The organism is Streptomyces sp. HB132 (genome assembly GCF_016909575.1).
Lineage (GTDB): Bacteria > Actinomycetota > Actinomycetes > Streptomycetales > Streptomycetaceae > Streptomyces.
Genome location: NZ_JAFBGA010000005.1, coordinates 386335 through 412384, shown reverse-complemented (window position 1 = coordinate 412384; position 26050 = coordinate 386335). Strand labels below are relative to the sequence as shown.

Sequence of the window (26050 nt, the reverse complement as noted above, 5' to 3'; positions counted from 1 at the left end):
CCGATGCCGACCCTCGGGGCCATCGCCGACGACTTCACCGGAGCGACCGATCTCGCGACCATGCTGGTCGCCCGGGGCCACCGGACCGTGGTGACCGTGGGCCCGGACGCCCTCTCCGACGGCCCGGGGGCGGCGGCCGTGCGGGACGCCGACGCGGTGGTGGTCGCGCTCAAGTCGCGCACCGCACCGGTGGAGGAGGCCGTCGGCAGGTCACTCGCTGCCCTGCGCGCCCTGCGGGAGTCCGGCTGCCGGCGCTTCTACTTCAAGTACTGCTCCACCTTCGACTCCACCCCGCACGGCAACATCGGTCCGGTGGCAGACGCGCTCCTCGCGGAACTCGGCGAACGTCGCACGGTCGTCGTGCCCTCCTTCCCCGCCACCGGTCGCACCGTCCACGAGGGCCGTCTCTTCGTCCACGGCGAACCCCTCGAAGAGAGCCCCATGCGGCACCACCCGCTCACGCCGATGCGCGACTCCCATGTCGGCCGGCTCCTCACCCCGCAGACCGCTCACCCGGTCCGCCTCGTCGGGCTGGACACCGTGCGGCAGGGGTGCGAGGCGCTGCGTGAGGCTCTCGACGCCCCGGAACTCGCGAACGCCCTCGTCGTGGTGGACGCCGTGAGCGACGAGGACCTGGTGACCGTCTGTGCGGCCACCGCGCAGCTCACCCTCGTCACCGGTGCGGCGGGCCTGGCCCTCGGGCTCAGCGGTCCGCACGCCGAAGCCGCCCGTGCCACGCCCGCATCCCGGCCCGGTGATCCCGGCGTCGTCCTCTCGGGCAGCGCCTCGTCCGCCACCCGGGCCCAGGTCGCCCACGCGCGCGCCCACCTGCCGCACCGCAAGCTCGACGTCGCCGCCCTGCGCGCCGACTTCACCGGGGCGGTCGCCGGGCTCGTCGACTTCGTACGCCGGTCCTGGCAGGACGAGCCGGGGAAGCCGCCCCTCGTCCACGCCGTCGAGGACCTCGGGGACCTCGAACAGACGGCACCCGACGGCGGCCCCGCCGCCTCGGAACTCGTCGAACGGGCCCTCGCGGCGTGCGCCACCGCCCTGGTCGCCGCCGGCGCACGCCGCATCCTGGTCGCCGGGGGCGAGACCTCCGGCGCCGTCGTCACGGCCCTCGGGGTGCGCACCCTGTCCATCGGCTCGCCCATCGCCCCCGGCGTCACCTGGGCACGCGCCGAAGGCCGGGCCCACGGCCAGGACCACACCGTGGACCTCGCCCTGAAGTCGGGCAACTTCGGCGACACCGCCATCTTCACCGAAGCCTGGAGCGTGCTGGCATGAGCGATCCCCGCACCGACCTCGCCACAGCCGGCGCCCGGCTGGCCGCCCTGGGGCTCAGCCCGGGTTCCTCCGGCAACCTGAGCGTCCGGGTCGACGACCGCGTCCTCATCACCCCCACCGGTGCCGACCTCGCCGAGGTCGACCCCGACGGGCTCAGCGTGCTCGGTCTCGACGGCACCCACCTCGACGGACCGCGCCCGTCGAAGGAGTTCCCCCTGCACAGCGCGTTCTACCGGCGGGACCCCGCCACCCGCGCCGTCGTGCATCTGCACGCCCGGAACGCCACCGCGGTGTCCTGCCTTCCGCCGTGGTCGGCCAGGAGCGCGCTGCCGCCGCTCACCCCGTACTTCGTGATGCGGGTCGGGCAGGCCCCACTCGTCCCCTACGCCCCGCCCGGCGACCCGGACCAGGCCGAGGTCCTGGCCCGGATGCCCTTCCCGTTCCGCGCGGCACTCCTCCAGAACCACGGGCCCGTCCTCGCGGGCCCCACGATGGCCCGAGCCGTCGACGCCTCGGTGGAACTGGAAGAGGTGTCCGCGCTGCTCCTGTCGCTGAGGGAGCGGACCCCTCGGCTGCTGACACCCGAGGAGGCGGGCGCGCTCGCCGAGACGTACGGCTCGCCGTGGGGCGAGCGCTGAGGAACGCCATGACAGCGGCGGCCGGGTGAGGAGCGTCTCACCCGGCCGCCGCCGCTTGCTATGCAACCAGTTGCATAGAACGATCAGGGCATGGCGCTCGAACACGCGATCCTCGTCTCCCTGCTGGAGCAGCCGGGCTCAGGCTATGAACTGGCCCGGCGGTTCGAGCGGTCCATCGGATACTTCTGGACCGCCACCCACCAGCAGATCTATCGCGTCCTCAAGCGCATGGAGAGCGACGGCCTGCTCGACGTCCGCGACGTCCCGCAGGAGCGCCGGCCGGACAAGAAGGAGTACTCCGTCGCCGGCCCCGGCCGCACCGCCCTCTCCGGCTGGCTGCACGAACCGATCGAACCCGAGAGCCTCCGCCACGACCTCGCCGTGAAGATCCGTGGTGCGGCCTTCGACGACCCGGCCGCGCTGCTCGACGAGGTCCGACGGCACCACCGGGTGCACAGCGACAGGCTCGCGCACTACCTCGCCGGGGAGCGGCGCGACTTCACCGGCCCCGAAGCGCCCGTACCGCTCGACGCCGGTCAGGAGCTCCAGCACGTCGTGCTGCGCGGCGGAATCGCGTACGAGCGCATGACGGTCGCCTGGCTCGACGACGTACTCGCCACCCTGCACAGGCTCGGCGCGACACGCCCGCGCATCTGAAACCGCCCCTCAACCTCCCGCTCGACGACCCTCGGAAGGCGTACCACCATGGCCGACCCGCTGCTGTTCCACCCGCGTTCCTACGACCCGGCACACTTCGACCCCGAGACCCGCAGGCTGCTGCGCGCCACCATCGACTGGTTCGAGGACCGCGGCAGGCGCCGGCTCATCGAGGACTACCGGTCCCGCGCCTGGCTGGGGGACTTCCTCGCGTTCGCGGCGAAGGAAGGCCTGTTCGCCACCTTCCTCACTCCCGCCTCCGCCGCGGAGCGCGAGGACCAGCGCTGGGACACCGCCCGGATCGCCGCGCTCAACGAGATCTTCGGCTTCTACGGGCTCGACTACTGGTACGCCTGGCAGGTGACCATCCTCGGTCTCGGCCCGGTCTGGCAGAGCGACAACGCCGCCGCCCGAGACCGCGCGGCACAGCTCCTCGCCCAGGGCGAGGTGTTCGCCTTCGGCCTGTCGGAGAAGGCGCACGGCGCCGACATCTACTCCACCGACATGCTCCTGGCACCGGACGGCGACGGCGGCTTCCTGGCCACCGGCTCCAAGTACTACATAGGCAACGGCAACGCCGCCGGCCTCGTCTCCGTCTTCGGCCGCCGCACGGACGTCGAGGGCCCGGACGGCTACGTCTTCTTCGCGGCGGACAGCCGCCACCCCGCCTACGAGCTGGTGAAGAACGTCGTCGACTCCTCCAAGTACGTCAGCGAGTTCCGCCTCGACGGCTACCCCGTCGGCCCCGACGACGTCCTGCACACCGGCCGCGCAGCCTTCGACGCCGCCCTCAACACCGTCAACGTGGGCAAGTTCAACCTCTGCACCGCCTCGATCGGCATCTGCGAGCACGCGATGTACGAGGCCGTCACCCACGCGCACAACCGCATCCTGTACGGGCGCCCCGTGACCGCCTTCCCGCACGTGCGCCGGGAGCTCGCGGACGCCTACGTCCGGCTCGTCGGCATGAAGTTGTTCAGTGACCGCGCCGTCGACTACTTCCGCTCGGCCGGCCCCGACGACCGCCGGTACCTGCTGTTCAACCCGATGACGAAGATGAAGGTGACCACGGAGGGCGAGAAGGTCATCGACCTGATGTGGGACGTCATCGCAGCCAAGGGCTTCGAGAAGGACACCTACTTCGCGCAGGCCGCCGTCGAGATCCGCAGTCTGCCCAAGCTGGAGGGCACGGTCCACGTCAACCTCGCCCTCATCCTGAAGTTCATGCGCAACCATCTGCTGGACCCGGCCGGGTACGAGCCCGTGACGACGCGACTGGACGCCGCCGACGACACGTTCCTCTTCCGGCAGGGGCCCGCCCGCGGCCTCGGCTCGGTGCGCTTCCACGACTGGCGCCCGGCCTACGACGCCTACGCGGCCGTCCCCAACGTCGCCCGCTTCCGTGAGCAGGCGGACGCCCTCTGCGCCTTCGTGACCGACGCCGCGCCCGACGAAGCGCAGAGCCGGGACCTCGACTTCCTGCTGTCCGTCGGCCAGCTCTTCGCCCTGGTGGTCCACGGGCAACTGGTCCTGGAGCAGGCCCGGCTGACCGAGTTGGACGAGGACGTGCTCGACGAGCTGTTCTCCGTGCTCGTCCGCGACTTCTCCGCGCACGCCGTCGAGCTGCACGGCAAGGACTCCGCCACCGGGCAGCAGCAGGACTGGGCCGTCGCCGCCGTACGGCGTCCTGTCGTCGACGCCGCCCGTTCGGCACGGGTCTGGGAGCGTGTGCAGGCGTTGTCAGGCTCGTACGAGATGACTTCGTAGCGCCGACCGGGTTACGGAGCCGGGTTCGGCTGCTTCGTCCGCGCCCGACGGGGCATATGGAAGATCCGGCGGCCGGACCCGGCTGCCAGGAGGAGGCGACCGTGTACACGATTTGGACAGCTCCGGAACAGCTGGACGGCTCGCTGGGCGACGACGTGATCGGATACGACGTGCAGGCACCCGACGGGAGCGTGGGCACGGTCGTCAGGCTCTCGCCGGTGCCCGGGTTCGACCATCTGGTGATCGACGCGGGAGTCTGGAAGTTCGGCCGGAGCGTCGTCGTGCCCGCCGGCATGGTGACGGCCGTCGAACACGGCGAACGTGTGATCAAGGTCAGGTGCACCAAGGAAGACATCAAGGATGCCCCGCGCTTCGAGCGTGACCAGGACACCGGAGACCTCTTCTACCTGCGCAGGCTCGGGGCGCACTACGAATCCCTGACCGCCGCGGCGGGATGAGCGCTGACGCCGGTGCCACCGAGGGCCGTCGGTGGCACCGGACCGCCGCTCACAGCTCAACGGCCACCGGTGCGCACCACGTTCACAAGGGGTTCGCCGCGCCGCATGCGACCGATGTTGTCCGCGATCTCCGCCGCACGGGCCGCGAAGGTGTCCGAAGTGTGACCCGAGTTGTGGGGGGTCATGAGCACGTTGGGCAGCTCGTGGAACGGCAGCCGGCTCGGCCGGTCCGGCGGGCCGGACCACCACACGTCCAGGGCGGCGCCGCCGATGGAACCGGAACGAAGTGCCTCGTAGAGCGCCTCCTCCTGCACCACCGGCCCCCGGGCGACATTGACCAGCAGTGACCCGGGGCCCATGGCCTTCAGCTCGGCCGGGCCGATCAGCCCCCGGGTGGCGGGGCTCAGCGGGACCGTGACCACCACGACGTCCGACTCGGCGAGGAGTTCGGGCAGCCGGTCGTTGCCGCCGATCCAGTCGGGCCGCAGGCCGGCGGGGATCCGCGCGGTCGGGTCGCGCCGTACGGCACGCACCCCGAGACCGACGTCCCGGCACAGCCGGGCGACCTCGGTTCCGGTCTCGCCGAAGCCGATGATCCCGACCCGCCGCCCGCTCAGCGTCGACCCGAACGGGAGCCCGGGATCGACTGCCACGTTGCGCCAGTGCCCGGCGCGCAGGGCGCGGTCGGCCGTCAACACGTTGCGGGAGAGCATGAGCACGGACATCAGTACGTGCTCCGCGATGGAGCGGCCGTGGTGGTGGGTGGTAGCGACCGTCACCCCCTGGTCGAGCGCGTCGAACGGGATGCCGTCGTAGCCGGCGCCGACGACGTGCACGAGCCGCAGGCGTGCGGCACGGCGGGCGTCCTCGGCGCGGAGCTTCGATCCGATGTACACCTCGGTGTCGCCGAGCGCGGCGGAGACGCGGTCCGCGTCCCAGTCACAGACGTCCACCCAGGAGTGGCTGCCCTCCGTGCGTGCCCTGAGCGGTTCCTGGAACCTGCTGAGGATGCGGTGGTTCAGCATGATGTGCACGGTCGGGTCACCACCGGGGGGTCTTGACGGAGAACGAGGGGTCGAACCGGCGCATGTAGCCGGTGTCGTCGCGGTCGCGCAGCCCGCAGTCGAGGTACTGGCGATGGAGCCGGGCGAGTGCGTCCCGGTCCAGTTCCACACCCAGCCCCGGGGCCGTCGGGACGGCGACGCCGCCCTCCCTGAACCGCAGCACCCCGGTGTCCACCACGTCCTCGTCCGGCTGCTTCCAGGGCCAGTGCGTGTCGCAGGCGTACGTCAGGCGCGGGGTGGCCGCCGCCAGGTGGGTCATCGCCGCGAGGCTGATGCCCAGGTGCGAGTTGGAATGCATCGACAGGCCCAGCCCGAACGTCTCGCAGATCGCGGAGAGCTGGCCGCAGCGCCGCAGACCGCCCCAGAAGTGGTGGTCGGACAGCACGATCCCCACCGCCCCCCGGGCCACGGCGGGGGCGAGGTCGTCGAAGGAGACCACGCACATGTTGGTGGCCAGGGGAGTCGGTGTCCGCCCGGCCACGGACGCCATGCCCTCGATGCCCTCGGTCGGGTCCTCCAGGTACTGCAGGACGCCGTCGAGTTCGCGGGCGACGTGCAGCGACGTCTCCGTGCTCCAGGCGGCATTGGGATCGAGGCGCAGGGGATGGTCGGGGAAGGCCTTCCGCAGCGCTCTGACCGCCGCGATCTCCTCGTCCGGCGGGAAGACGCCGCCCTTGAGCTTGATGGAGGAGAAACCGTACGTCCCGATCATCCGGCGGGCCTGGTCGACCAGCCCCGCCGGATCGAGGGCCGCCCCCCACCCGTCGTCGGCCTGGCCGGGGTGCCCGGCCCACTTGTAGAAGAGGTACGCGCTGTAGGGGACCGTCGGGCGTACGGCTCCGCCCAGCAGATCGGAGACCGGCCGGCCGACGAGCTTGCCCTGGATGTCCAGGCACGCCACGTCGAACGGTGCCATGATCCGGTCCACGGTGCTGCTGCCGGTGACCATCCCGGACATCCCGTCGCCACCCGTGGTGTCCGTTCCCAGCGCGCGCGTGGTGCGGGCGATCAGGTCATTGAGGCTCCAGACGTCCATGCCGGCCAGCTCGACGGCGGCGCGGCGCAGCCGTTCCAGGTGCACCGTGCCGCCGTAGGTCTCGCCGATGCCGCTGATCCCGTTCTCCGTGGTGATCTCCACGACGGTGCGCAGCGCGTACGGCTCGTGCACGCCGACCGTGTTGAGCAGGGGGTGGTCCCGGAAGGCCACGGGGGTCACGGTGACGTCGACGATGCGTTCCGAGCTGCGAGCCATGCAGGCCATCCCCATATGAGTGAGCGTCGTTCTCATTTGTGGACAACATTTGTATGTGTGGACCCGCGTGAGTGTCAATGGGCCGAACGCGAGGCCTCCGGTACCGGCGTGAGCAGGGCCCCCTCGGTCAGGTACCGCTCCAGGTTGCGCAGCGCCAGGTCGCCCATGGCCGCGCGGGTCTCGCGGGTGGCGCTGGCGATGTGGGGGAGCAGCACGACCCGGTCCGACTCCAACAGGGCCCGCGGTACGTTCGGTTCGTCGGTGAACACGTCGAGCGCCGCACCCGCGATCCCTCCCGCCTCCACCGCCGCGACGAGGGCGGGCTCGTCGACGACGCTGCCCCGTGCCACATTGACCAGATAGCCCTGGGGGCCGAGGGCGTCCAGCACCGACGCCGAGACCAGCCCCTCGGTGCCGGACCCTCCCGCGACGGTGACGACGAGCGCGTCGCACGCTTCGGCCAGGGCCTTCGCGGTGGGCAGGTGGCGGTAGTCCACGCCCGGGACCGGTGAGCGGGTGCAGTACGAGACGTGCACGCCGAAGCCGTCGAGGCGTTGCGCGACGGCCCGGCCGATGCGGCCCAGCCCCAGGATGCCCACCCGCTTCCCGCTCACCCGCGAGGCGAGCGGGAAGGGCGCGGTGTCCCAGCCGCCGGCCCGCACGTACCGGTCGGCGGCCGACATCCGGCGCATCACGTCGATCAGGGCGCCGACCGCGAGGTCCGCCACGCAGTCGGTCAGCACGTCGGGGGTGTTGCTTACGTCGATGCCCCTCGCCCGCGCCCGGACCACGTCCGTCGTCTCGTAGCCGACGCCGAAGTGGACGATCGCCCCGAGCCGCGGCAGTGCGTCCATCAGGTCGTCGCCGACACCGACCCGCGCGCTCGTCACGGCGGCCACCACGTCCTTCCCGTGGTCGCGCAGGTAGCCGGCGGGGTCGGACAGCTCCGGCAGGCGGACCGTGCGGTACCGCTCGGACAGTGCGTTCTCCAGTGCGGGGAGCAGGGCGGACACCTGGAGGACGGTGTCGGGGGCGCTCGTGCGGAGGGATGGGTTCGACAAGGTGACGCTCCGGTCTTCGTCGACGATTTCGGGGGTGTGCGGCGCTCGGCGGGATCCGTGCGAGACCCGGCGCTGGAATGTCCGTTGTTCCGCATGTCTTGACGCTGCCGCGGCGTCGGTTTAGCTTCGCGTTCACAGATACAGACCGAGTACGCAACTGTAGACAGCCTGTGGTGGTCCGCCTCTTACCCCAGTGCACGGAACGCGACACATCAGCGATTCCCCGGAGACATGTGACGATGAAGTCCACCGTTCCATCCACCCAGCGCGCCGCACCGAAGCGGCCCCCCAAGCTGATCGCGGCACTGTTGGCGGGCGCCGTGCTCACGTCCAGCGGGTGTGCCGTGGCCAACAGCGCGGGCGGCGAGGCCGGCCGCGCCGACGGCCGCACCCTGCGGGTGGTGCTCACCCAGGAACCGCCCACCCTGGAACCCTGCGAGGCATCGCTGACAGGCACCGGCGTCGTCGTCCGGTCCAACATCACCGAACCCCTGGTCGAACGGGACCCCACGTCCGGCGAACTCGACCCCCTGCTGGCGACCGGCTGGGAGCAGACCGGTCCCCGCACATGGAGCTTCGACATCCGCTCCGGCGTGACCTTCCAGAACGGCGAGCCCTTCACCGCCGAGGACGCCGCGTTCTCCATCGACCGGGCGGTCAACTCCGACCTCGCCTGCAACGTCGAGGGTTACGTCTTCGGGGACGAAGACCTCGAGGTGGAGGCCGTGGACGACCGCCGGCTGACCGTCACCACCGCGAAGCCGGACCCCATCCTCCCACTGCGCCTGAGCTTCGTGGAGATCGTCCCCCGCACGACCGACGCCGAGGCCAAGGTGCGCATCCCGATCGGTACCGGCCCCTACGCCGTCCGCTCCTGGAAGCCCGGAGCGGCGATCTCCCTCAACCGCTTCGGCGACTACTGGGGCGAGTCCCCGCCCTTCGCGGCGGCCCGCTACGTCTGGCGCAGCGATGCCAGTGTCCGCGCCGCGATGATCGACAAGGGTGAGGCGGAGATCGCCGTGGCGCTGGACCCGATGGAGGCGGAGAAGGACACGACGGTCGCCTACCCCAACAACGAGACGACGGCCCTGCGGCTCGACGGCCGCGAGGCTCCGCTCGACGACCTGCGGGTGCGGCGGGCGATCGACCTGGCCGTGGACCGTCAGGGCATCATCGACGCCCTGCTCGGCGGTCTGGCCGAACCCGCCGGCCAACTGGTCCCGCCCGGAGTGGTGGGGCACAGCGACACGATCGAACCCACACGGCAGGACGTCACCGAAGCCCGGGCCCTGATCGAGGAGGCGTCGGCGGACGGTGTGCCCACCGACCGGCCGATCACCCTGGTCGCCCGCAACGGGATGTTCGCCGGGGTGTCGGAAACGGCGGAGGCACTCCAGTACCAGATGGAGCGGATCGGGCTGCGCGTACGGGTCCGCATGGCCGACACCGCGACCCAGCTCCAGTACCAGCTCCGCCCCTTGCCCAAGGGCGTCGGCCCCATCGCCCTGCTGATCATGCACGGCAACCAGGCCGGTGACGCGGCCTTCACCACCAGCCAGTACCTGCTGAGCGACGGCCCCCAGTCGACATTCGGCACCCAGGCGCTCGACCGGCGCATCACCGAATCGGCCGTGCTGTCCGGCGAGGAGCGTCAGAAGGCCTTCGCCGGCCTGCTCGCGGACCAGAACGAATCCGTCGTCCAGTACACCCATATCGCGCACATGAGCGGACTCCTCGGTCTGTCGGAGTCGATCCGGTACCGGCCCGACTCCGCCACCGGGGACGAACTGCGGCTGGCCGAGGTCGGCCCGGCCGAGGGGGCGAAGCACTGACATGATCCCATTCCTGCGCAAGCGCGTACTCTCCAGCGCCGTCCCCCTGGTCTGCGTCGTCCTCGGCGTGTTCTTCCTGGCCCGGATGACCGGCAATCCCGTCGACCTCTACCTCCCTCTGAGCGCCACCTCCGAGCAACGCGCGGAGTTCTCCGCCGCACAGGGCTTCGACCTCTCGATCCCGGCCCAGCTGTGGAACTACCTCGTGGACGCCGTGCAGTTCGACTTCGGCACCTCGCTGCGGACCGGACAGTCGGCGGCCTCGATGGCGATCGAGGCCTTTCCCGTCACCCTGCAACTCGCCGGCGTGACCATGCTGCTGGCGATCACCGGAGCGTTGGTCGTCGGCAGTCTGGCCGCCTACCGTCCCAACTCCGTGATCGACAGGATCGCCAGCCTGCTGTCGATGACGGCCGCCAGCATCCCCGACTTCTGGTTCGCCATCATGGGCGTGCTGGTCTTCGGCGTGAGCCTCGGGCTGCTGCCGACCTCGGGCACGATCGGCGGCCCCGAGATCTGGATCCTGCCCATCGCGACCCTGCTGATCCGCCCGTTCGGCGTGCTGGTGCAGGTGGTCCGCGGCAGCATGGTCACCGCGCTCTCCGCGCCCTACGTCAAGGTCGCCCGGAGCAAGGGCGCCACGCCCTGGCGGGTGATCTTCGGCCATGCCCTGCGCAACGCCGTCACCCCGGTGCTGACCGTGGCGGGCGACCTGACGGTGGGTCTGGTCAACGGTGCCGTGATCGTCGAGACGATCTTCGGCTGGCCCGGCATCGGCAAACTCATGATCGACTCCATTCTCCAGCGTGACTTCGCGGTCCTCCAGGCGGCCGTCCTCCTGACCGCCGTGACGATCTTCGCGCTGAACATCCTCGTCGACGTCTGCCACGCGCTGACCGACCCCCGAGTTCGTCTGGCGGTGCCGGCGTGAGCGAAGGAAGCACCATGACCCAGGAGTCCTCCACCGGGGACACGCCCGCCCCCGTCCGCAAGGCGCAGCCGAGTCTGTGGCGGATGCTGGGCAGGGACCGAGCCGCGGCCGTCGCGGCCGCGGTCCTCACCGTCGTCGTCCTCGTGGCCGTCTTCGGCCGGCTGTTCATCGGCGACCGCGCGCAGCGGCAGGATCTGGACGCCTCCCTGCGGCCACCCTCCCTGGGTGACGGGATGTACGGGCTGCTCGGTACCGACGTCCTGGGGCGCAGCATGGTGGCCCGGCTCATCGAGGCGGCCGCCACCACGCTGTCCGTGGCCGTCCCCGCCGTCCTGAGCTCCCTGGTGATCGGCTCGGCCCTGGGCCTGTGGGCCGGATACCACGGCGGACGCCGCGAGAGCGCGGCGATGCGGATCGCCGACGTGATCCTCAGTTTCCCCTCGCTGCTGATCGCGGTGGTCGTGCTGTACGTGTTCTCACCCAGCGCGCTGAACCTCGTACTGATCCTGGCCGTGACCCGCATTCCGGTGTACCTGCGCACCGCCCGGGCGGAGGCGGCGGAGTTGCGGAGCCGGCTGTTCGTCGACGCGGCCCGGACCTTCGGCACAGCCGGCCGGATGATCATCTACCGGCACCTTCTGCCGATCGCCCTGCCGACCCTTCTGACGGTCGCCACCCTCGACTTCTGCTTCGTGATGCTCACCGAGTCGTCGCTGAGCTTCCTGGGCATCGGAATCCAGCCCCCCGACGTGAGCTGGGGCCTGATGGTGGCCCAGGGCCGGCAGTACCTGCAGACCGCCTGGTGGATCACCGTTCTGCCAGGGCTGGCCATCGTGCTCACCACGGTGTCCGCCACGGTGCTCGCCGCCTGGGCCCGCATCGCAACCGACCCCGCGCAGCGCTGGCGCCTGACGCTGCCGACGAAGCGCCGGGCCGTCTCGCCCGCCGTGCCTCCGGAGATGATTCCGTGACGACCACCACCAGCCCCTCCCCGTCCGGCACCGACACCCCGGCCCTCGCCGTCGAAGGACTGTGCGTGGACCTGACCACGTCCTCAGGGACGGTACGTGCCGTCGACGGCGTCAGTTTCAGTGTCCGTCACGGACGCACCCTGGCCCTCCTGGGCGAGTCCGGCTGCGGCAAGTCGATGACCGCCTTGTCCGTGGTCGGACTGCTCGACCCCGCGGCATCGGTGACCGGCGGCGCCGTCCGGGTCAGGGGCGAGGACACCCTCCGCATGAGCCCGTCACAACGCCGCAAGCTGGCCGGACCCGTGCTGTCGATCGTCTTCCAGGACGCCCTGACCGCCCTCAACCCGGTGCAGCCGGTCGGCCGGCAGATCGGCGAACCCTTCCGCATCCATCGCGGACTCTCCAGGAGCGAGGCCCACGAGAAGGCCGTCGAGCTGATGACACGGGTCGGCATCCCCGAACCGAGGCAGCGGGCACGGTCCTACCCCCACCAGTTCTCCGGCGGCATGCGGCAACGGCTGCTGATCGCGATGGCCGTCGCTCTCTCTCCCGACGTGCTCATCGCGGACGAACCCACCACCGCCCTCGACGTGACCGTGCAGGCACAGATCATGCGGCTGCTGCGGGACCTCCAGGACGAGCGGGACATGGCCGTCGTCCTGATCACCCACGACCTGGCCGTCGTCGCCCAGCGCGCCGACGACGTGGTCGTGATGTACGCGGGCACGGTCGTGGAGAACGGCCCGGTGGACGCCGTCTTCTCCGCGCCCCGCCACCCCTACACCCGGGGGCTGCTCGACTCGGTCCCGGAGGACAGCGTGCGCGGGCGCCCGCTGCCCGCCGTCCCCGGCAGCCCGCCCGAACTGAGCGCGGTGCCGTCCGGCTGCGTCTTCCAGGCCCGTTGCCCACTGGTCCGGGAACGCTGTGTCCAGGAACGGCCGTCGCTGCGTACCGCGGGCGACGGACGCATGGCCGCCTGTCACTTCTCCGAGGAGCTCGCACGTGTCTGAGTCCCGTGCCACCACCGCCACGTCCACAACCGGCGCGGACGACCCGAGGCAGGGCCCTCCGCTGCTTGAGGTCCGGGGGCTCACCAAGACCTTCGGCAGCGGCCGGCGGCGGCTGACGGCCCTGGACGGGGTCGACGTACAGATCGGCCGCGGGCAGACGCTCGGGCTCGTGGGGGAGTCCGGCTGCGGCAAGTCGACCCTGGCCCGGGTGCTGCTCGGGCTGGAACGTCCCGACGCGGGCACCGTGCGCTTCGACGGAACCGACCCCTTCGCCCTGCGGGGCAAGGAACTACTGGCCTGGCGCCGCCGTGTGCAGATGGTCTTCCAGGACCCCTTCGCCTCGCTCAACGCACGCATGTCGGCCGCCGACCTGATAGCCGAGCCCTGGGGCACCCACCGGGACGTCGTGCCGGGCGCCAAAGCCCAGGAGAAGCGGATCCGTGAACTGCTGTCCCTGGTCGGACTCAGGGAGAGCGACGCCCACCGCTACCCCAACGAGTTCTCCGGCGGGCAGCGCCAGCGCATCGGCATCGCACGCGCGTTGGCCCTGGACCCCGACCTCATCGTGTGCGACGAGCCCGTCTCCGCCCTCGACCTGTCGGTGCAGGCGCAGGTCCTGAACGTCCTGTCGGAACTGCGCACACGCCTCGGCGTCACCTACGTCTTCATCTCCCACGACCTCTCCGTGGTGCGCTACATCTCCGACCGGGTGACCGTCATGTACCTGGGAAAGGTCGTCGAACAGGGAGACACGGAGAGCGTCTTCGAGCGCCCACAACACCCCTACACCGCCGCGCTGATGTCGGCGGCGCCCGTCCTGAAGCCCACCCGCGGCGCCGGCCACCAGGAGATCCACCTCCAGGGCGAGATCCCCTCACCCTTCGACATCCCCTCCGGGTGCCGCTTCCGCACCCGCTGCTGGCGCGCCGAGGACCTGTGCGCCACCCGGACACCTCCGGTCGTCACCAGGGCGACGGACGGCGTGGCCGAACCGCACACCGCTCTGTGCCACTTCCCCCTGGAGGCGGGGTCCGCGTGGGCGTGACCGGCCCGGAGTTCGCCCTGCTCTGTGTCACGGTCGGGGTCGGTGCCCTGCTCCAGGTCTCCATCGGCTTCGGCCTGGGCATGATCGCCGCGCCGGTCTTCTCCCTCGTGGACCCGGCCCTGGCCCCGGCCGCGGTCCTGCTGCTCGCCGGCGGGGTCACGGCGACGGGGCTGCTGCGCGAACGCGACCGGGCGGACCTGCGCGGCTGCGGATGGGCACTGCTCGGACGGGTGCCTGGAGTGCTGGCAGGCACCCTGCTCGTCGTCGCCCTCCCCGCCCGCTACCTCGCCCTTCTCATCGCCGGTGTGGTCCTCGCCGGCGTCGCGGTGAGCATGGCCGGCTACGTTCCACGGCAGCGGTGGTCGGCGGTGGTACTGGCCGGCATGGCCTCGGGGCTGATGGGTACGGCGACGTCCGTCGGCGGCCCGCCCATGGTGTGGCAGCGGCTGCGCGGCCCGGAACTGCGCGCCACGATGAGTGCGTTCTTTCTGGCCGGGTCACTGATGAGCCTGGCCGCACTGACGGCCGCCGGGGCGGTCGGAGCACATGCCCTGCGGGGCGCCGTGCTGCTCGCCCCCGCCGCTGTGGCCGGAGTGCTGCTCTCCCGGCAGCTCACGCACCGGCTGAACGCGCGGCGCACCCGCATCGCCGCCACGGCGCTGGCGATCGCGGGTGCGTCGGTGCTGGTGGTGCAGCAGTTCGTCTGACCGGCGGCACAGCCGGGAGGTACGGCGGGGTCGAGCGAGGTGCGACGCGCCGGGCGTGATCATGACCAGGCTCACGCGAACGGCGCGGGACGGACGACCGCGCTGACGGGATCTCAGGCGGTCTGGAGACGGTCTTCCTGATGTGTGCCGACGGGCCGGCGAAGAGCCGGGGACACCGGGGCACGCATGCCGAGCATGCTGTCGGCGACGTGCAGGGCCTGCGGAACAGCCTGGGTGCCGGTCATGACGCACAGGGTGTAGGCGGCGTCCTCGACGGCCCGGGCGGTGGCTGTCGTCGAGCGGCGCGCTTCCTCGATCCGCGCGTCGGCGTAACGGGCCATAGCCACTCTCAGGTCCTGAGGACTGGGTGTCAGCACAGCAGGTTCTCCTCCGGGTTCGATCCTCGTCCGATGCGGCGCACCGGGATACGGGGCCGTTGCCGGGTCAGCCAAGCGGTGCGGTTCACGCAGCGTCATGTGATCCGGCAACACGCGTGTACCCCCTGGAGGGGGGAGTACGCAGTGGCTCGCCTGCGTGTACAACCGGCCGGTGCCGGTCCGCGCGTTCTACCGTTCACCGATGCGATCTGTCCCCTGGTGGATTCTGTTCTCCTCGTTGTGCGCCCCGGTCCTGCTCGTCGGCGGCTGGGCGATCTCGGCGGAGCTTCACGGCCCCGGCTACGATCCCGCGTCGGCGACGATCAGCATCCTGGCCTCCGACGGCTCCCGCGGCTACTGGGTGATGACATCGGCCCTGCTCGCTCTGGGAACCTGCCACGTGGTCACCGCGTGCGGACTGCGACCGGCCGCGCTCGCCGGACGGGTGGCGCTGGCCGGCGGTGGACTCTCGGCGATGATGCTGGCCCTGTTCCCCGCGCCGAGCAGCGGTGGCTCGTTCGCCCACGGTGTGGTCGTGGCCGTGGGATTCTCGCTGCTCGCGGTGTGGCCGGTCATGGCGGTGCGACGTGACGTCCCGGGCCGATGGGCCCCGCCCGGCAGGCGTCCGGCCGGCGGGACCCGCGCGGCCGTCCCGCCGTGGGGCCTGCGGGCCGGGCCGTCCGTGACGGCGGCCGCGCTGATGTGGCTCGGCGGCGCCTGGTTCCTGCTCGCACTCTTCGTACTCGACACCGCCGGAGCGGCTGAGCGCGTGATCACGTTCGCCCAGTCGTTCTGGCCTCTGGTCGTGGTCCTCTCCTGTGTCCGGACTGCCGGCCGCCCCGGCTGAGACACAGGACGCGCAGAACCGGCCGCGCGCGAGGGCGGCGGCCTGCCGGATGCGGCCGGGCCGGGCCGCGCGGGACGGGCTAGGGCTTGCGGCCCACCGCCACGTAGCCGGCACTGATGACGTCGTCCTGGCCCGGAACAGGCTCACCGAGTTCGGGGTGCCACGCCTCGGCTGCCACGACGCCGGGCCCGACGATGTCGAGACCGTCGAAGAAGCGGGCGAACTGCTCACGGGTGCGCGGCGCCAGGGTCAGTGCATTGGCCTTGTACATCTCGTCGACCTCACGGGCCTCCGCCGGGTGGAAGTCTGCGGTGAGGTGCGAGATCACCACATGGCTGCCGGGTGCTAGCACCGCGGTCAGCCGGTCCACCAAGTCGTACGCGCCGTCCTCGTCGCACACGAAGTGCAGCAACGAGATCAGGGAGAGGGCGACCGGGCGGCTGAAGTCCAGTGTCTTTCCGGCGCGTTCGAGAATGGCGTCCACGTCGCGGGCATCCGCCTGCACGTAGTCGATGGCCCCCTCCTGAGTTCCCTTCAGCAGGGCCTCGGCGTGCGCCAGGACGATGGGGTCGTTGTCGCAGTAGACGACCCGCGAGGCGGGCGCCTCCTGCTGGGCGACCTGGTGGAGGTTCGGCTCGGTGGGTATCCCCGTGCCGATGTCGAGGAACTGGCGGACTCCCCGGCCGCTCAGCCATCGGGTGGCGCGGTGCATGAAGGCCCGGTTCACCTTGGCCATGACCGGGACCCCGGGCTCCACGGCCAGCATCTGCCGGCCCATGGCCTCGTCCACCGGGTAGTTGTCCTTGCCACCGAGGAACCAGTCGTACATCCGGGCGGGGTGGGGTCTGCTGGTGTCGATGCGCTGGGCGGTGGCATCGTTCTCCGGACGGGACATGGCGGGCTCCTGGGTGTGCGCGGCAGAGGACGATCGGCTGCGGACAGGATAGTGACGAGGGGGCCGCAGAGCCTTGTTCATCCTGAAGCAGTGGCCGGGATCGCCTGGTCGGCCACGGCCGGGGCGTCGGCGGCGCGAGCAGCAGCCAGGACGGCGTCGTGCGGCAGTGGGGCCCGCCGGCCCAGTGGTCCCGCGCCAGGTTCACCCTGTCCGGCGGCGATGTCACCGTGGTCGCCCCTCAGCCCGGACTGCCGGACCCCGGCGGCGGGAACCGGTGCGCCTTCGGGACTGCCCGGAGAAGCCGTGACGGCGCGGTCGCGGTGTGCACAGCGGATCCCGCGGCGCCGAGGACGCCGGGCTCGTCGACACGGTGGCCCAGCCGCCCGCCGCCTCCACCGGCCCCAGCGCATGGCTGCGGGCGCCGGGGTGGAGGCGGCGGGCAGGGACGCCGCACCCACCGGTCCCGGAAGCAGGGGTCAGCCGGACGCGCAGGTGACGGTGGGCCAGGTCCAGTTGCCGTTGGCCTGGATGGTGGCGCCCCAGTTGTTGCCGTTCCCGTTGGGCTTGGCGGTCATCACCTGGGTGCTGGGATAGGTGGCACTCGTGTTCCAGGTCGAGAGGACCTTGGCGGGGGAGGGGGTGTTCATCGTGACGGTCCAGTTGCTGGATCCGGAGACCGCGACGTTGATGTTGTAGCGGTCGCTCCACCTGTCGCCCGCGGTCACGGTGGCGGTACACCCACTACCACCGCCCGTGCCACCACTGTCGGGGGCGACGGCGCGGCCGGTCTGCGGGGAGATCATGCCGGCGCACAGCCCGCGGCTCGCCAGACCCTGGGCGATACGCGGGATCGCGGCGAGCGTGTTGGCCGGCCAGTCGTGCATGAGGATGATCTGTCCGTTGGTGAGCCGGGCATTGGCCTGCACGATCGCATCGGTGCTCGCACCGTTCCAGTCCTGCGAGTCGACGTCCCAGATGATCTGCGTCAAACCGTACTTGGCCGCTGAAGCCCGCACCGTCGCGTTGGACTCCCCGTAGGGAGGGCGGAACAGTTTCGGCGTGCCGCCGCCGGCAGCGGCGATGGCCTGCTGGGTGCGGGAGAGTTCGGAGTCGACCTGTGCCTGACTCTGCTGCGTCAGGTGCGGATGGGTGTAGCTGTGGTTGCCGACCCACATGCCAACGTCGACCTGGGCCCTGACCTGGGCCGCGTTGGAGGCCGCGTACTGGCCCTGGTTGAACATGGTGGCCCGCAGCCCGTTCTGTTTCAGGGCGTTGAGCAGGCCCGGTGTGCTGCTGGACGGGCCGTCGTCGAAGGTGAGACCGACGTACCCGTTGCAGGCGGCGGCGCCGGCGGCGTGCGAGGGAGTCGTGCCGGTGACGACGGTGGCGGTCGCGGCCAGAGTGACGACGGCCAGCGTCGCGATCACGGGCCGTAAGAGCAAGCGTGCAGGGATGTACATGGTGTGAGTCCTTCTCGTCCTGATCGGATGGGGACGGAACCGCTGAATCGAGGGGCGGCGAGGGCCCGGGACCGCTGCCGCCCCGCCGGTGCGGTGTGCGGCTGCGCCCGGGTCAGCCGGATGCGCAGGTGACGGTGGGCCAGGTCCGGTTGCCGTTGGCCTGGATGGTGGCGCCCCAGCTGTCGACGATGTGGTACTCCACGAGGGGGTTCGTCGACCATCCGTAGAGGGTCAGGTACGCGTTGCCGGAGGGATCGAAGGAGCCCGAGCAGGTGACACTCCTGCGTCCGCCGGTGCTCCAGCCCTTTCCGGCGACGAAGTTCCCGGTGTTCCGCCACGAAGTGCCGTAGCCGCCCACGGATGCGAGGTTCATCGAGACCGTGCCGGGGCTGCCGGTCCAGAAGGAGTAGTAGCAGCCGTTGTCGGTGCCGGTCTGATTCGAGTCGATGACCGTGTTGGCGTCGGCCGCGCCCGGCAGGGCCAGTACGGCCACGGTGGCCATCACCGGCGCATCGTTCATGTACGTTCCTTCCTCCTCGTTGTCGTGCCGCCGGGCGGTTCCGGGCAGCGCGCGACGTCCTTCGGGGGTGTCGTGAGCAGGTGATGACGACGACGGTGCGTGAGCCTGGCGCGCCCCGGCCGGACCGGGCCGGCCGGAGCGCTCGACGACCGGCCCGGGGCGTACCCGGACCGACAGCGATTGAGGTCTGCCGACGGCGAACAGTGTTGATCTGGCTCCGGTGGGTGTCAATGCTTTCGGCAGGAATTACGAAAGCGTCGGTTCGGGATATGTGACGGACTCTTGGTGTTTGCGCAGCCCAAAAGGCATGTGACTCGAAGAGTGCAGTTTCATGCATCGGTCGAGCTGGACTGCCGATCAGGAATCGAGTCGATCTGGTTCGAAACTTTCGAAACTGTGGGGCCGGGCGAGGCGGAACGCGTCGTGTCAGTACCCGCGCGTGTCCCTGAGCGCGATGTTGAGCTCCAGGACGTTGACCCGGGGCTCGCCCATGAACCCGAGAGTGCGGCCCTCGGTGTGTTCGGCCACGAGTTCAGCGACCCGCCGGACGGAGAGGTCGTTCCGCTCGGCGACGCGGTGGACCTGGAGCTTCGCGTACGCCGGGGAGATGTGCGGGTCGAGGCCCGAGCCGGACGACGTGACCGCCTCGGCCGGTACGTCCTCGGGCCGCACCGTGAAGGACGGGGTGGAGTTGTCCGCCACGACCGCCGCCTTCGCCTCGGTGACCCATGCGACCAGCTCGGCGCTGTCCGCGGAGCGGTTGGTGGCACCGGAGAGGATGAGCGCGTACTGGGTGTTCACACTGTTGCTGCCCAGGCCGTTCGAGGGGCGGGGCTGGAACCACCGCAGGTCCGGCTTCGCCACCTCCTTCGGATCGTCCGGGTTCCGTTTCGGCAGGTCGTACGTCTGCCCGATCAGGGAGGATCCGACGGTGTCGCCGTTGCCGTCGCTGATCCCGGAACCGTCGGCCTCGGTGCTGAAGAGCGCCTGGGCGATGCCCGTGACGGCGAGCGGATAGAGGACGCCGCAGATGAGGCTCAGGACGAGCAGGGCGCGTAGCCCCGCCCCGAGCGGGCGGGTGGTGTTCTTGAGGGAGGTGTTCATGGCTGATCAGCCGTTTCTGGTTCAGGAGAGCCCGGGAACGAGGGAGAGGAGCAGGTCGATGACCTTGATGCCGATGAACGGGGCGATCAGGCCGCCCAGTCCGTAGATCCCGAGGTTGCGACGGAGCATCCTGTCGGCGCCGGCGGGCCGGTACCGGACCCCTTTGAGGGCGAGCGGTACGAGGGCGATGATGATGAGCGCGTTGAAGATGACGGCGGACAGGATCGCGGACTCCGGTGACGCGAGACCCATCACGTCGAGCTTTTCCAGGCCGGGGTGGACCACCGCGAACATGGCCGGAATGATCGCGAAGTACTTGGCGACGTCGTTGGCCATGGAGAAGGTCGTCAGTGCGCCCCGGGTGATGAGGAGTTGCTTGCCGATCCCGACGATCTCGATGAGTTTGGTGGGGTCGGAGTCCAGGTCCACCATGTTCCCGGCCTCCTTGGCGGCCGAGGTGCCGGTGTTCATCGCCACGCCGACATCCGCCTGGGCGAGCGCGGGGGCGTCGTTGGTGCCGTCACCCGTCATGGCGACGACCTTGCCGCCCGCCTGCTCCCGCTTGATCAGGGCCATCTTGTCCTCGGGGGTGGCTTCGGCGAGGAAGTCGTCGACTCCCGCCTCCTTCGCGATGGCCTTCGCCGTGAGCGGGTTGTCACCCGTGATCATGACGGTCCTGATGCCCATCCGGCGCAGTTCGTCGAACCGTTCCCGCATCCCGTCCTTCACGACGTCCTTCAGGTGGACGGCACCGAGGATCCGGGCGCCCCTCGCGTCCTCGACGGCGACCAGGAGGGGTGTGCCCCCGGTCTCCGAGATCCGGTCGGCGAGCCGGCCGTCGTCCTCGGCGACGCTGCCGCCCCGCTCCCGTACCCATGCCGCGACCGAACTGGCCGCTCCCTTACGGGCCTTGAGACCCTCGACGTCCACTCCCGACAGTCGGGTCCGTGCGGTGAACGCAATCCAGGTGGCGTGGGCCGGCTCGCCGTGGCCCCGCTCGCGGAGACCGTACTTCTCCTTGGCGAGCACGACGATCGAGCGGCCTTCGGGGGTCTCGTCGGCCAGCGAGGACAGCTGCGCGGCGTCTGCCAGCTCCGCCTCGGTCACACCCCTCGCCGGGACGAACTCCGCGGCCTGCCGGTTGCCGAGTGTGATCGTGCCGGTCTTGTCGAGCAGCAGCGTCGAGACGTCACCCGCCGCCTCCACCGCGCGCCCCGACACGGCCAGGACGTTGCGCTGGACCAGGCGGTCCATGCCCGCGATGCCGATCGCGGAGAGGAGTGCGCCGATGGTCGTCGGGATCAGACACACCAGCAGGGCGGTCAGCACGATCATGGACTGCCGGGCGCCGGCGTGGATGGCGAACGGCTGGAGCGTCACGACCGCCAGCAGGAAGACGATGGTCAGCGACGCCAGCAGGATGTCGAGCGCGATCTCGTTGGGAGTCTTCCGCCGGGCGGCGCCCTCGACCAGGGCGATCATCCGGTCGATGAAGGTCTCACCCGGCTCGGTGGTGATCCGGACGACGATACGGTCGGAGAGCACCTTCGTGCCGCCGGTGACCGCACTGCGGTCGCCACCGGACTCCCGGATCACCGGGGCGGATTCGCCGGTGACGGCCGACTCGTCGACGGACGCGACCCCCTCGACGACGTCACCGTCACCGGGAACGGTGTCGCCGGCCTCGCACACGACCAGATCTCCGACCCGCAGCTCCGTGCCGGGCACCTCGACCTCGTCACGGCAGTTCAGCCTGCGGGCCACCGTGCCGGTCCTCGCCCTGCGCAGTGTGTCGGCCTGCGCCTTGCCGCGCCCCTCGGCAACCGCCTCGGCGAGGTTGGCGAAGAGGGCGGTCAGCCACAGCCAGGCCGCGATGGCCCATCCGAACAGGTCGCCCGGATCCTGGATCGCCAGCAGGGTGGTGAACACGGAGCCGACGAGCACCACGAACATGACCGGGGACTTGATCATGATGCGGGGATCGAGTTTCCGCACCGCGTCCGGGAAAGACCTCAGCAACTGCTCCGGGTCGAAGAGACCCCCGCCGGCGCGGGCTGACACGACATCGCCGCCGGACGGGCCCTCGTGCGGGGTGCGGGTGGGGGTGACGGTGCTCATGAGGCGAGCCCTTCGGCGAGCGGACCCAGCGCCAGGGCCGGGAAGTAGGTCAGACCGGTGACGATGAGGATGGTGCCGACGAGCAGACCCGCGTAGAGCGGCTTGTCGGTCCGCAGAGTGCCGGCCGTGGGCGGCACGGGTTGCTGCTCGGCGAGCGAGCCTGCCAGCGCCAGGACGAAAACGATCGGCAGGAAGCGGCCGAGCAGCATCGCTATGCCGATGGTGGTGTTGAACCACTGCGTGTCGGCGTCGAGCCCCGCGAAGGCGGAACCGTTGTTGTTGGCGCCGGACGTGTAGGCGTAGAGGATCTCGGAGAATCCGTGGGCGCCGCTGTTGGTCATCGAGTCGGCCGGAGTGGGCAGCGCCACGGCCACCGCGGTGAAGCCGAGAACCAGCGCCGGGGTGATCAGGATGTAGAACGCCGCGAGCTTGATCTGGCGGGTGCCGATCTTCTTGCCGAGGTATTCCGGCGTACGCCCGACCATGAGGCCGGCTATGAACACCGCGATCACCGCCATGACCAGCATGCCGTAGAGACCGGATCCGACACCGCCGGGCGCTATCTCGCCCAGCTGCATGCCCAGCATGGTGATGCCGCCGCCCAGCCCCGTGTAGGAGGAGTGGGCGGAGTTGACCGCACCTGTCGAGGTGAGGGTGGTCGCCACGGCGAAGATCGACGATCCGGCGATGCCGAAGCGGGTCTCCTTGCCCTCCATCGCGCCGCCGGCGATCTCGGGGGCCGGGCCGTGGTGGGCGAATTCGGTCCACATCATCAGGGCGGTGAAGCCGATCCAGATGGTGGCCATCGTGGCGAGGATCGTGTAGCCCTGCCGCAGGTCGCCGGTCATGCGGCCGAAGGTGCGGGTCAGCGCGGACGGGATCAGAAGGATCAGGAAGATCTCGAAGAGGTTGGAGAAGGGAGTCGGATTTTCCAGGGGATGGGCGGAGTTGGCGTTGAAGTATCCGCCGCCGTTCGTCCCCAGCTCCTTGATGACCTCCTGCGAGGCGACCGCGCCACCGTTCCACTGCCGGCTGCCGCCCGAGAACTGGCCGACCTCGTGGATACCGGAGAAGTTCTGGATGACACCGCACGCCACCAGGACGATCGCGCCGCTCACCGAGATCGGCAGCAGGACGCGTACGGTTCCGCGCACCAGGTCCGTCCAGAAGTTGCCCAGCTCGCCGGTGCGGGAACGCGCGAAGCCGCGTACGAGGGCCACGGCCACGGCCATGCCCACGGCGGCCGAGGCGAAGTTCTGCACCGCCAGGCCGCCGGTCTGCACGACATGGCCCATGGCCTGTTCGCCGTAGTAGGACTGCCAGTTGGTGTTCGCCACGAAGGATGCGGCGGTGTTGAACGCCTGGTCCGGGTCGATGGACACGAAGCCGAGCGAGCCGGGCAGCGACCCCTGCATGCGCTGAAGTGCGTAGAGGAAGAGCACGCTCACCGCGGAGAACGCGAGTACGCCGCGCAGATAGGCCGGCCAGTGCATCGGGGCGGAGGGGTCCGCCCCGATGGCACGGTAGATCCACCGCTCCGGCACGAGATGCTTGTGCGAGGAGTAGACCCGGGCCATGTGGTCACCGAGCGGACGGTATGCCAGGGCGAGCGCGGAGATCAGCGCGAGCATCTGGAGCACACCAGCTGTTACGGGGCTCATATCGGACTCTGGAACCTCTCCGGGTACGCCAGCGCAAGGACGAGGTACACGAGCAGGGAGACGGCCACGACAAGGCCGGCGACGGTGTCGGCGGTCATGGTTTCGTCACCCCCTTCGCGACGATGGCCACCAGTGCGAAGACCGCGATCGTGGTGACGACGAAGGCCGGATCGGCCATCGTGGGCTCCTGTGTGAAGTGAGGGGACCGGATCGGCCTGTGCGGCCGGGCATGAGCAAATCCCACGGCGGGCAGCGCCGCGTGCGCCGTTGACGGGCTCCATACGGTGGCGGCGGACTTCTTGACGCGGTCCGTACGCGCGGGCTCCCGGATCACCGCTCGGACTCGGGCCCGGGTGCTGGGCGTGCCGTGACGAGGGTGCGGGTCCGTGTACGGTCACGTCCCGCCGGCGGAGCCGTCGTGGCCGACTCCTAATGTTCCTAGGCGAATGCATAATTGAATTCACTGGAGGGCGAGGTTCCCATGGCAAGAGCAGGGCTGACGGCGGAGCGCCTGACGCAGGCCGGAGCGGAGATGGCCGACGAGGTCGGCTTCGACAAGGTGACCGTGGCGGCGCTCGCCCGGCACTTCGGCGTCAAGGACGCGAGCCTCTACTCGCATCTGAAGAGTTCCCAGGACCTGAAGACGAGGATCGCCCTGCTGGCGCTCGCCGAACTCGCCGACCGCGTCGCCGCCGCCCTGGCGGGGCGTGCGGGCAAGGACGCGCTGGAGGCATTCGCGAACGCCTACCGCGACTACGCCAGGGAGCACCCGGGCCGCTACACCGCGGCTCGGCTGAGGCTCGACCCGGAAGTCGCCGCAGCCAGCGCCGGTGTCAGGCACGCCCGGATGACGCGGGCGATCCTGCGCGGCTACGACCTCACGGAGCCGGACCAGACGCACGCGGTCCGGCTGCTGGGCAGCGTCTTCCACGGGTACATCAGCCTGGAGTCCGGCGGAAGTTTCAGCCACAGCGCCCCTGGTACGGACGAGACCTGGCCGCGGGTCCTGGACGCCCTCGACGCCCTGCTGCGGAACTGGCCCGCGCCCCGACCCGGCGAGAACGTCCCGGCCGGATCGGACACGCCCATCCGGAAAGGGAACGACGAATGAGCATCCGACCCCGGCTGACAAGCACCCCCATCACCGCTGACCTCCTGCGCGGCGCGCTCGATCTGGAGCGCACCGAGCACGGTCTGCTGCCGCACCGGCTGCCCGCCCGTGCGCGCGCCCGGAACGCGGACGGTCAGCTGGCCATGGCGGAGGCCCAGCCCTCCGGCGTACGGCTCGTTCTGCGCACCCGGGCGACGGTCGTGGAGCTGGACACCCTTCCCACCAAGCGTGCGTACGTGGGTGCCCCGCCCCGGCCCGACGGGGTCTACGACCTGCTGGTGGACGGCCGGCTCGCGGACCGGGCCGTGGTGGCCGGCGGCAACACCGTGACCATCGACATGGCCACCGGATCCGCCGAGGTCCGACCGGGTCCGGTGGGTACCCTCCGTTTCAGCGGTCTCTCCGCCGAATCGAAGGACGTCGAGATCTGGCTGCCGCACAACGAGACCACCGAGCTGGTCGCCCTGCGTTCCGACGCCCCCGTCGGCCCGGTCCCGCCGCGGGACCGCACGGTGTGGCTGCACCACGGCAGTTCGATCAGCCACGGGTCCGACGCCGCGAGTCCGACGACCACCTGGCCCGCGCTCGCCGCAGCCCTCGGTGGTGTGGAGCTGGTCAACCTGGGGTTCGCCGGAAGTGCGCTGCTCGACCCGTTCACGGCCCGCGCCATGCGTGACGCACCTGCGGACCGGATCAGTGTCAAGATCGGCATCAACCTGGTCAACACCGACGCGATGCGGCTGCGCGCCTTCACCCCGGCCGTCCACGGTTTCCTCGACACGATCCGTGAAAGCCACCCCACCACACCGCTGCTGGTCGTCTCGCCGATCCTGTGCCCCATCCACGAGCACACGCCCGGCCCCAGCGCGCCGGACCACAGCGCTCTGAGCGCGGGAAAGCTGGGCTTCCGCGCCGCTGGGGACCCCGCGGAGACGGCTGCGGGAAAGCTCACCCTGAGCATCATCAGGGACGAACTCGCCCGCATCGTCCGGCAACGGGCGGCCGAGGACCCGAACCTGCACCACCTCGACGGCCGCGAACTCTACGGTGAGGCGGACGCCGCCGAGCTCCCGCTGCCGGACGCGCTGCACCCCGACGCCGCCACGCACCGCCGCATCGGTGAACGCTTCGCGAAACTGGCGTTCCACCCGGGCGGCCCCCTCGGGGCTGCCTGACCGGTTCGGGGCGGGTTCCCCGCCGCCCGCACGTCCGGTGCACCTCCCGGCCGTCCTGGGGAGCCGGCGCGCGGAACGACGGCTCCCGGTGCCGCGTCGCAG

26 protein-coding genes are annotated in these 26050 nt (G+C 70.7%); 14 read left to right on the top strand and 12 right to left on the bottom strand.

Annotated features, from left to right (window positions below):
- Positions 1 to 3: 3 nt before the first annotated feature.
- The 5 genes from otnK to JOC24_RS15145 all read left to right on the top strand — a co-directional run bounded on the left by otnK (position 4) and on the right by JOC24_RS15145 (position 4807).
- Positions 4 to 1287, top strand: a complete 1284-nt coding sequence (gene otnK / locus JOC24_RS15165; protein ID WP_205020779.1) for a 3-oxo-tetronate kinase — start codon at positions 4 to 6, stop codon at positions 1285 to 1287.
- Positions 1284 to 1925, top strand: a complete 642-nt coding sequence (locus JOC24_RS15160) for a class II aldolase/adducin family protein (protein ID WP_205020778.1) — start codon at positions 1284 to 1286, stop codon at positions 1923 to 1925. The genes otnK and JOC24_RS15160 overlap by 4 nt, the downstream gene beginning before the upstream one ends.
- Before the next feature lie 90 nt (positions 1926 to 2015).
- Positions 2016 to 2582, top strand: a complete 567-nt coding sequence (locus tag JOC24_RS15155) for a PadR family transcriptional regulator (RefSeq protein ID WP_205020777.1) — start codon at positions 2016 to 2018, stop codon at positions 2580 to 2582.
- A 48-nt stretch (positions 2583 to 2630) separates the two neighbouring features.
- Entirely contained in the window at positions 2631 to 4349 is a 1719-nt protein-coding gene (locus tag JOC24_RS15150) for an acyl-CoA dehydrogenase family protein (RefSeq protein ID WP_205020776.1), read from the top strand.
- A 101-nt stretch (positions 4350 to 4450) separates the two neighbouring features.
- Positions 4451 to 4807, top strand: coding sequence for a hypothetical protein (locus JOC24_RS15145; RefSeq protein WP_307792697.1), 357 nt, complete (start codon positions 4451 to 4453; stop codon positions 4805 to 4807).
- A gap of 56 nt (positions 4808 to 4863) precedes the next feature.
- On the opposite strand, the gene JOC24_RS15140 is transcribed toward JOC24_RS15145, so the two are convergent.
- From JOC24_RS15140 to JOC24_RS15130, 3 genes are all read right to left on the bottom strand, one after another.
- Entirely contained in the window at positions 4864 to 5832 is a 969-nt protein-coding gene (locus JOC24_RS15140) for a 2-hydroxyacid dehydrogenase (protein ID WP_239580451.1), read from the bottom strand.
- A gap of 16 nt (positions 5833 to 5848) precedes the next feature.
- The gene (locus JOC24_RS15135) at positions 5849 to 7132 is read right to left on the bottom strand and encodes a glucarate dehydratase family protein (protein WP_374104500.1); all 1284 of its coding nucleotides are present in this window, start codon (positions 7130 to 7132) and stop codon (positions 5849 to 5851) included.
- A 65-nt stretch (positions 7133 to 7197) separates the two neighbouring features.
- On the bottom strand, positions 7198 to 8184 hold the full coding sequence (locus JOC24_RS15130; RefSeq protein WP_205020774.1) for a 2-hydroxyacid dehydrogenase: 987 nt from the start codon (positions 8182 to 8184) through the stop codon (positions 7198 to 7200).
- A gap of 239 nt (positions 8185 to 8423) precedes the next feature.
- Between JOC24_RS15130 and JOC24_RS15125 the strand changes: the two genes are divergently transcribed.
- Genes JOC24_RS15125 through JOC24_RS15100 form a run of 6 tightly spaced genes read left to right on the top strand, consistent with a single transcriptional unit; the run spans position 8424 to position 14680 of the window.
- Positions 8424 to 10016, top strand: coding sequence for an ABC transporter substrate-binding protein (locus JOC24_RS15125; protein WP_205020773.1), 1593 nt, complete (start codon positions 8424 to 8426; stop codon positions 10014 to 10016).
- A 1-nt stretch (position 10017) separates the two neighbouring features.
- Positions 10018 to 10947, top strand: coding sequence for an ABC transporter permease (locus JOC24_RS15120; RefSeq protein ID WP_205020772.1), 930 nt, complete (start codon positions 10018 to 10020; stop codon positions 10945 to 10947).
- Between the two features lie 14 nt (positions 10948 to 10961).
- A complete protein-coding gene (locus JOC24_RS15115; RefSeq protein WP_205020771.1) occupies positions 10962 to 11918 on the top strand; it encodes an ABC transporter permease in 957 nt (318 codons plus the stop codon).
- Entirely contained in the window at positions 11915 to 12928 is a 1014-nt protein-coding gene (locus tag JOC24_RS15110) for an ABC transporter ATP-binding protein (protein ID WP_205020770.1), read from the top strand. Before JOC24_RS15115 ends, JOC24_RS15110 begins: the two co-directional genes overlap by 4 nt.
- Positions 12921 to 13973, top strand: a complete 1053-nt coding sequence (locus JOC24_RS15105; RefSeq protein ID WP_205020769.1) for an ABC transporter ATP-binding protein — start codon at positions 12921 to 12923, stop codon at positions 13971 to 13973. The genes JOC24_RS15110 and JOC24_RS15105 overlap by 8 nt, the downstream gene beginning before the upstream one ends.
- Positions 13964 to 14680, top strand: a complete 717-nt coding sequence (locus tag JOC24_RS15100) for a sulfite exporter TauE/SafE family protein (protein ID WP_205020768.1) — start codon at positions 13964 to 13966, stop codon at positions 14678 to 14680. Before JOC24_RS15105 ends, JOC24_RS15100 begins: the two co-directional genes overlap by 10 nt.
- Before the next feature lie 113 nt (positions 14681 to 14793).
- Here JOC24_RS15100 and JOC24_RS15095 read toward each other — a convergent pair whose 3' ends face one another.
- Complete coding sequence (locus tag JOC24_RS15095) at positions 14794 to 15057, bottom strand: DUF5133 domain-containing protein (RefSeq protein WP_205020767.1); 264 nt, start codon at positions 15055 to 15057, stop codon at positions 14794 to 14796.
- 202 nt (positions 15058 to 15259) lie between these two features.
- Here JOC24_RS15095 and JOC24_RS15090 point away from each other — a divergent pair, with 202 nt between their 5' ends.
- The gene (locus JOC24_RS15090) at positions 15260 to 15904 is read left to right on the top strand and encodes a DUF998 domain-containing protein (protein ID WP_205020766.1); all 645 of its coding nucleotides are present in this window, start codon (positions 15260 to 15262) and stop codon (positions 15902 to 15904) included.
- A 79-nt stretch (positions 15905 to 15983) separates the two neighbouring features.
- On the opposite strand, the gene JOC24_RS15085 is transcribed toward JOC24_RS15090, so the two are convergent.
- From JOC24_RS15085 to JOC24_RS15050, 8 genes are all read right to left on the bottom strand, one after another.
- A complete protein-coding gene (locus tag JOC24_RS15085) occupies positions 15984 to 16799 on the bottom strand; it encodes an SAM-dependent methyltransferase (RefSeq protein WP_205020765.1) in 816 nt (271 codons plus the stop codon).
- A gap of 476 nt (positions 16800 to 17275) precedes the next feature.
- The gene (locus JOC24_RS15080; RefSeq protein ID WP_205020764.1) at positions 17276 to 18259 is read right to left on the bottom strand and encodes a polysaccharide deacetylase family protein; all 984 of its coding nucleotides are present in this window, start codon (positions 18257 to 18259) and stop codon (positions 17276 to 17278) included.
- Between the two features lie 112 nt (positions 18260 to 18371).
- Complete coding sequence (locus tag JOC24_RS15075) at positions 18372 to 18779, bottom strand: glycoside hydrolase family 11 protein (protein WP_275588548.1); 408 nt, start codon at positions 18777 to 18779, stop codon at positions 18372 to 18374.
- 426 nt (positions 18780 to 19205) lie between these two features.
- Positions 19206 to 19883, bottom strand: coding sequence for a potassium-transporting ATPase subunit C (locus tag JOC24_RS15070; protein WP_205020763.1), 678 nt, complete (start codon positions 19881 to 19883; stop codon positions 19206 to 19208).
- 21 nt (positions 19884 to 19904) lie between these two features.
- Positions 19905 to 22001, bottom strand: a complete 2097-nt coding sequence (gene kdpB / locus JOC24_RS15065) for a potassium-transporting ATPase subunit KdpB (RefSeq protein WP_205020762.1) — start codon at positions 21999 to 22001, stop codon at positions 19905 to 19907.
- Positions 21998 to 23662, bottom strand: a complete 1665-nt coding sequence (kdpA, locus tag JOC24_RS15060) for a potassium-transporting ATPase subunit KdpA (RefSeq protein WP_205020761.1) — start codon at positions 23660 to 23662, stop codon at positions 21998 to 22000. Before kdpA ends, kdpB begins: the two co-directional genes overlap by 4 nt.
- Positions 23659 to 23760 (bottom strand): K(+)-transporting ATPase subunit F, encoded by a 102-nt coding sequence (gene kdpF, locus JOC24_RS15055; RefSeq protein WP_205020760.1) that lies wholly within the window; start codon positions 23758 to 23760, stop codon positions 23659 to 23661. Before kdpF ends, kdpA begins: the two co-directional genes overlap by 4 nt.
- Complete coding sequence (locus JOC24_RS15050) at positions 23757 to 23996, bottom strand: hypothetical protein (RefSeq protein ID WP_205020871.1); 240 nt, start codon at positions 23994 to 23996, stop codon at positions 23757 to 23759. Before JOC24_RS15050 ends, kdpF begins: the two co-directional genes overlap by 4 nt.
- Before the next feature lie 147 nt (positions 23997 to 24143).
- Between JOC24_RS15050 and JOC24_RS15045 the strand changes: the two genes are divergently transcribed.
- The gene (locus tag JOC24_RS15045; protein ID WP_205020759.1) at positions 24144 to 24773 is read left to right on the top strand and encodes a TetR/AcrR family transcriptional regulator; all 630 of its coding nucleotides are present in this window, start codon (positions 24144 to 24146) and stop codon (positions 24771 to 24773) included.
- Positions 24770 to 25948, top strand: coding sequence for a GDSL-type esterase/lipase family protein (locus tag JOC24_RS15040; RefSeq protein WP_205020758.1), 1179 nt, complete (start codon positions 24770 to 24772; stop codon positions 25946 to 25948). The genes JOC24_RS15045 and JOC24_RS15040 overlap by 4 nt, the downstream gene beginning before the upstream one ends.
- Positions 25949 to 26050 lie beyond the last annotated feature (102 nt).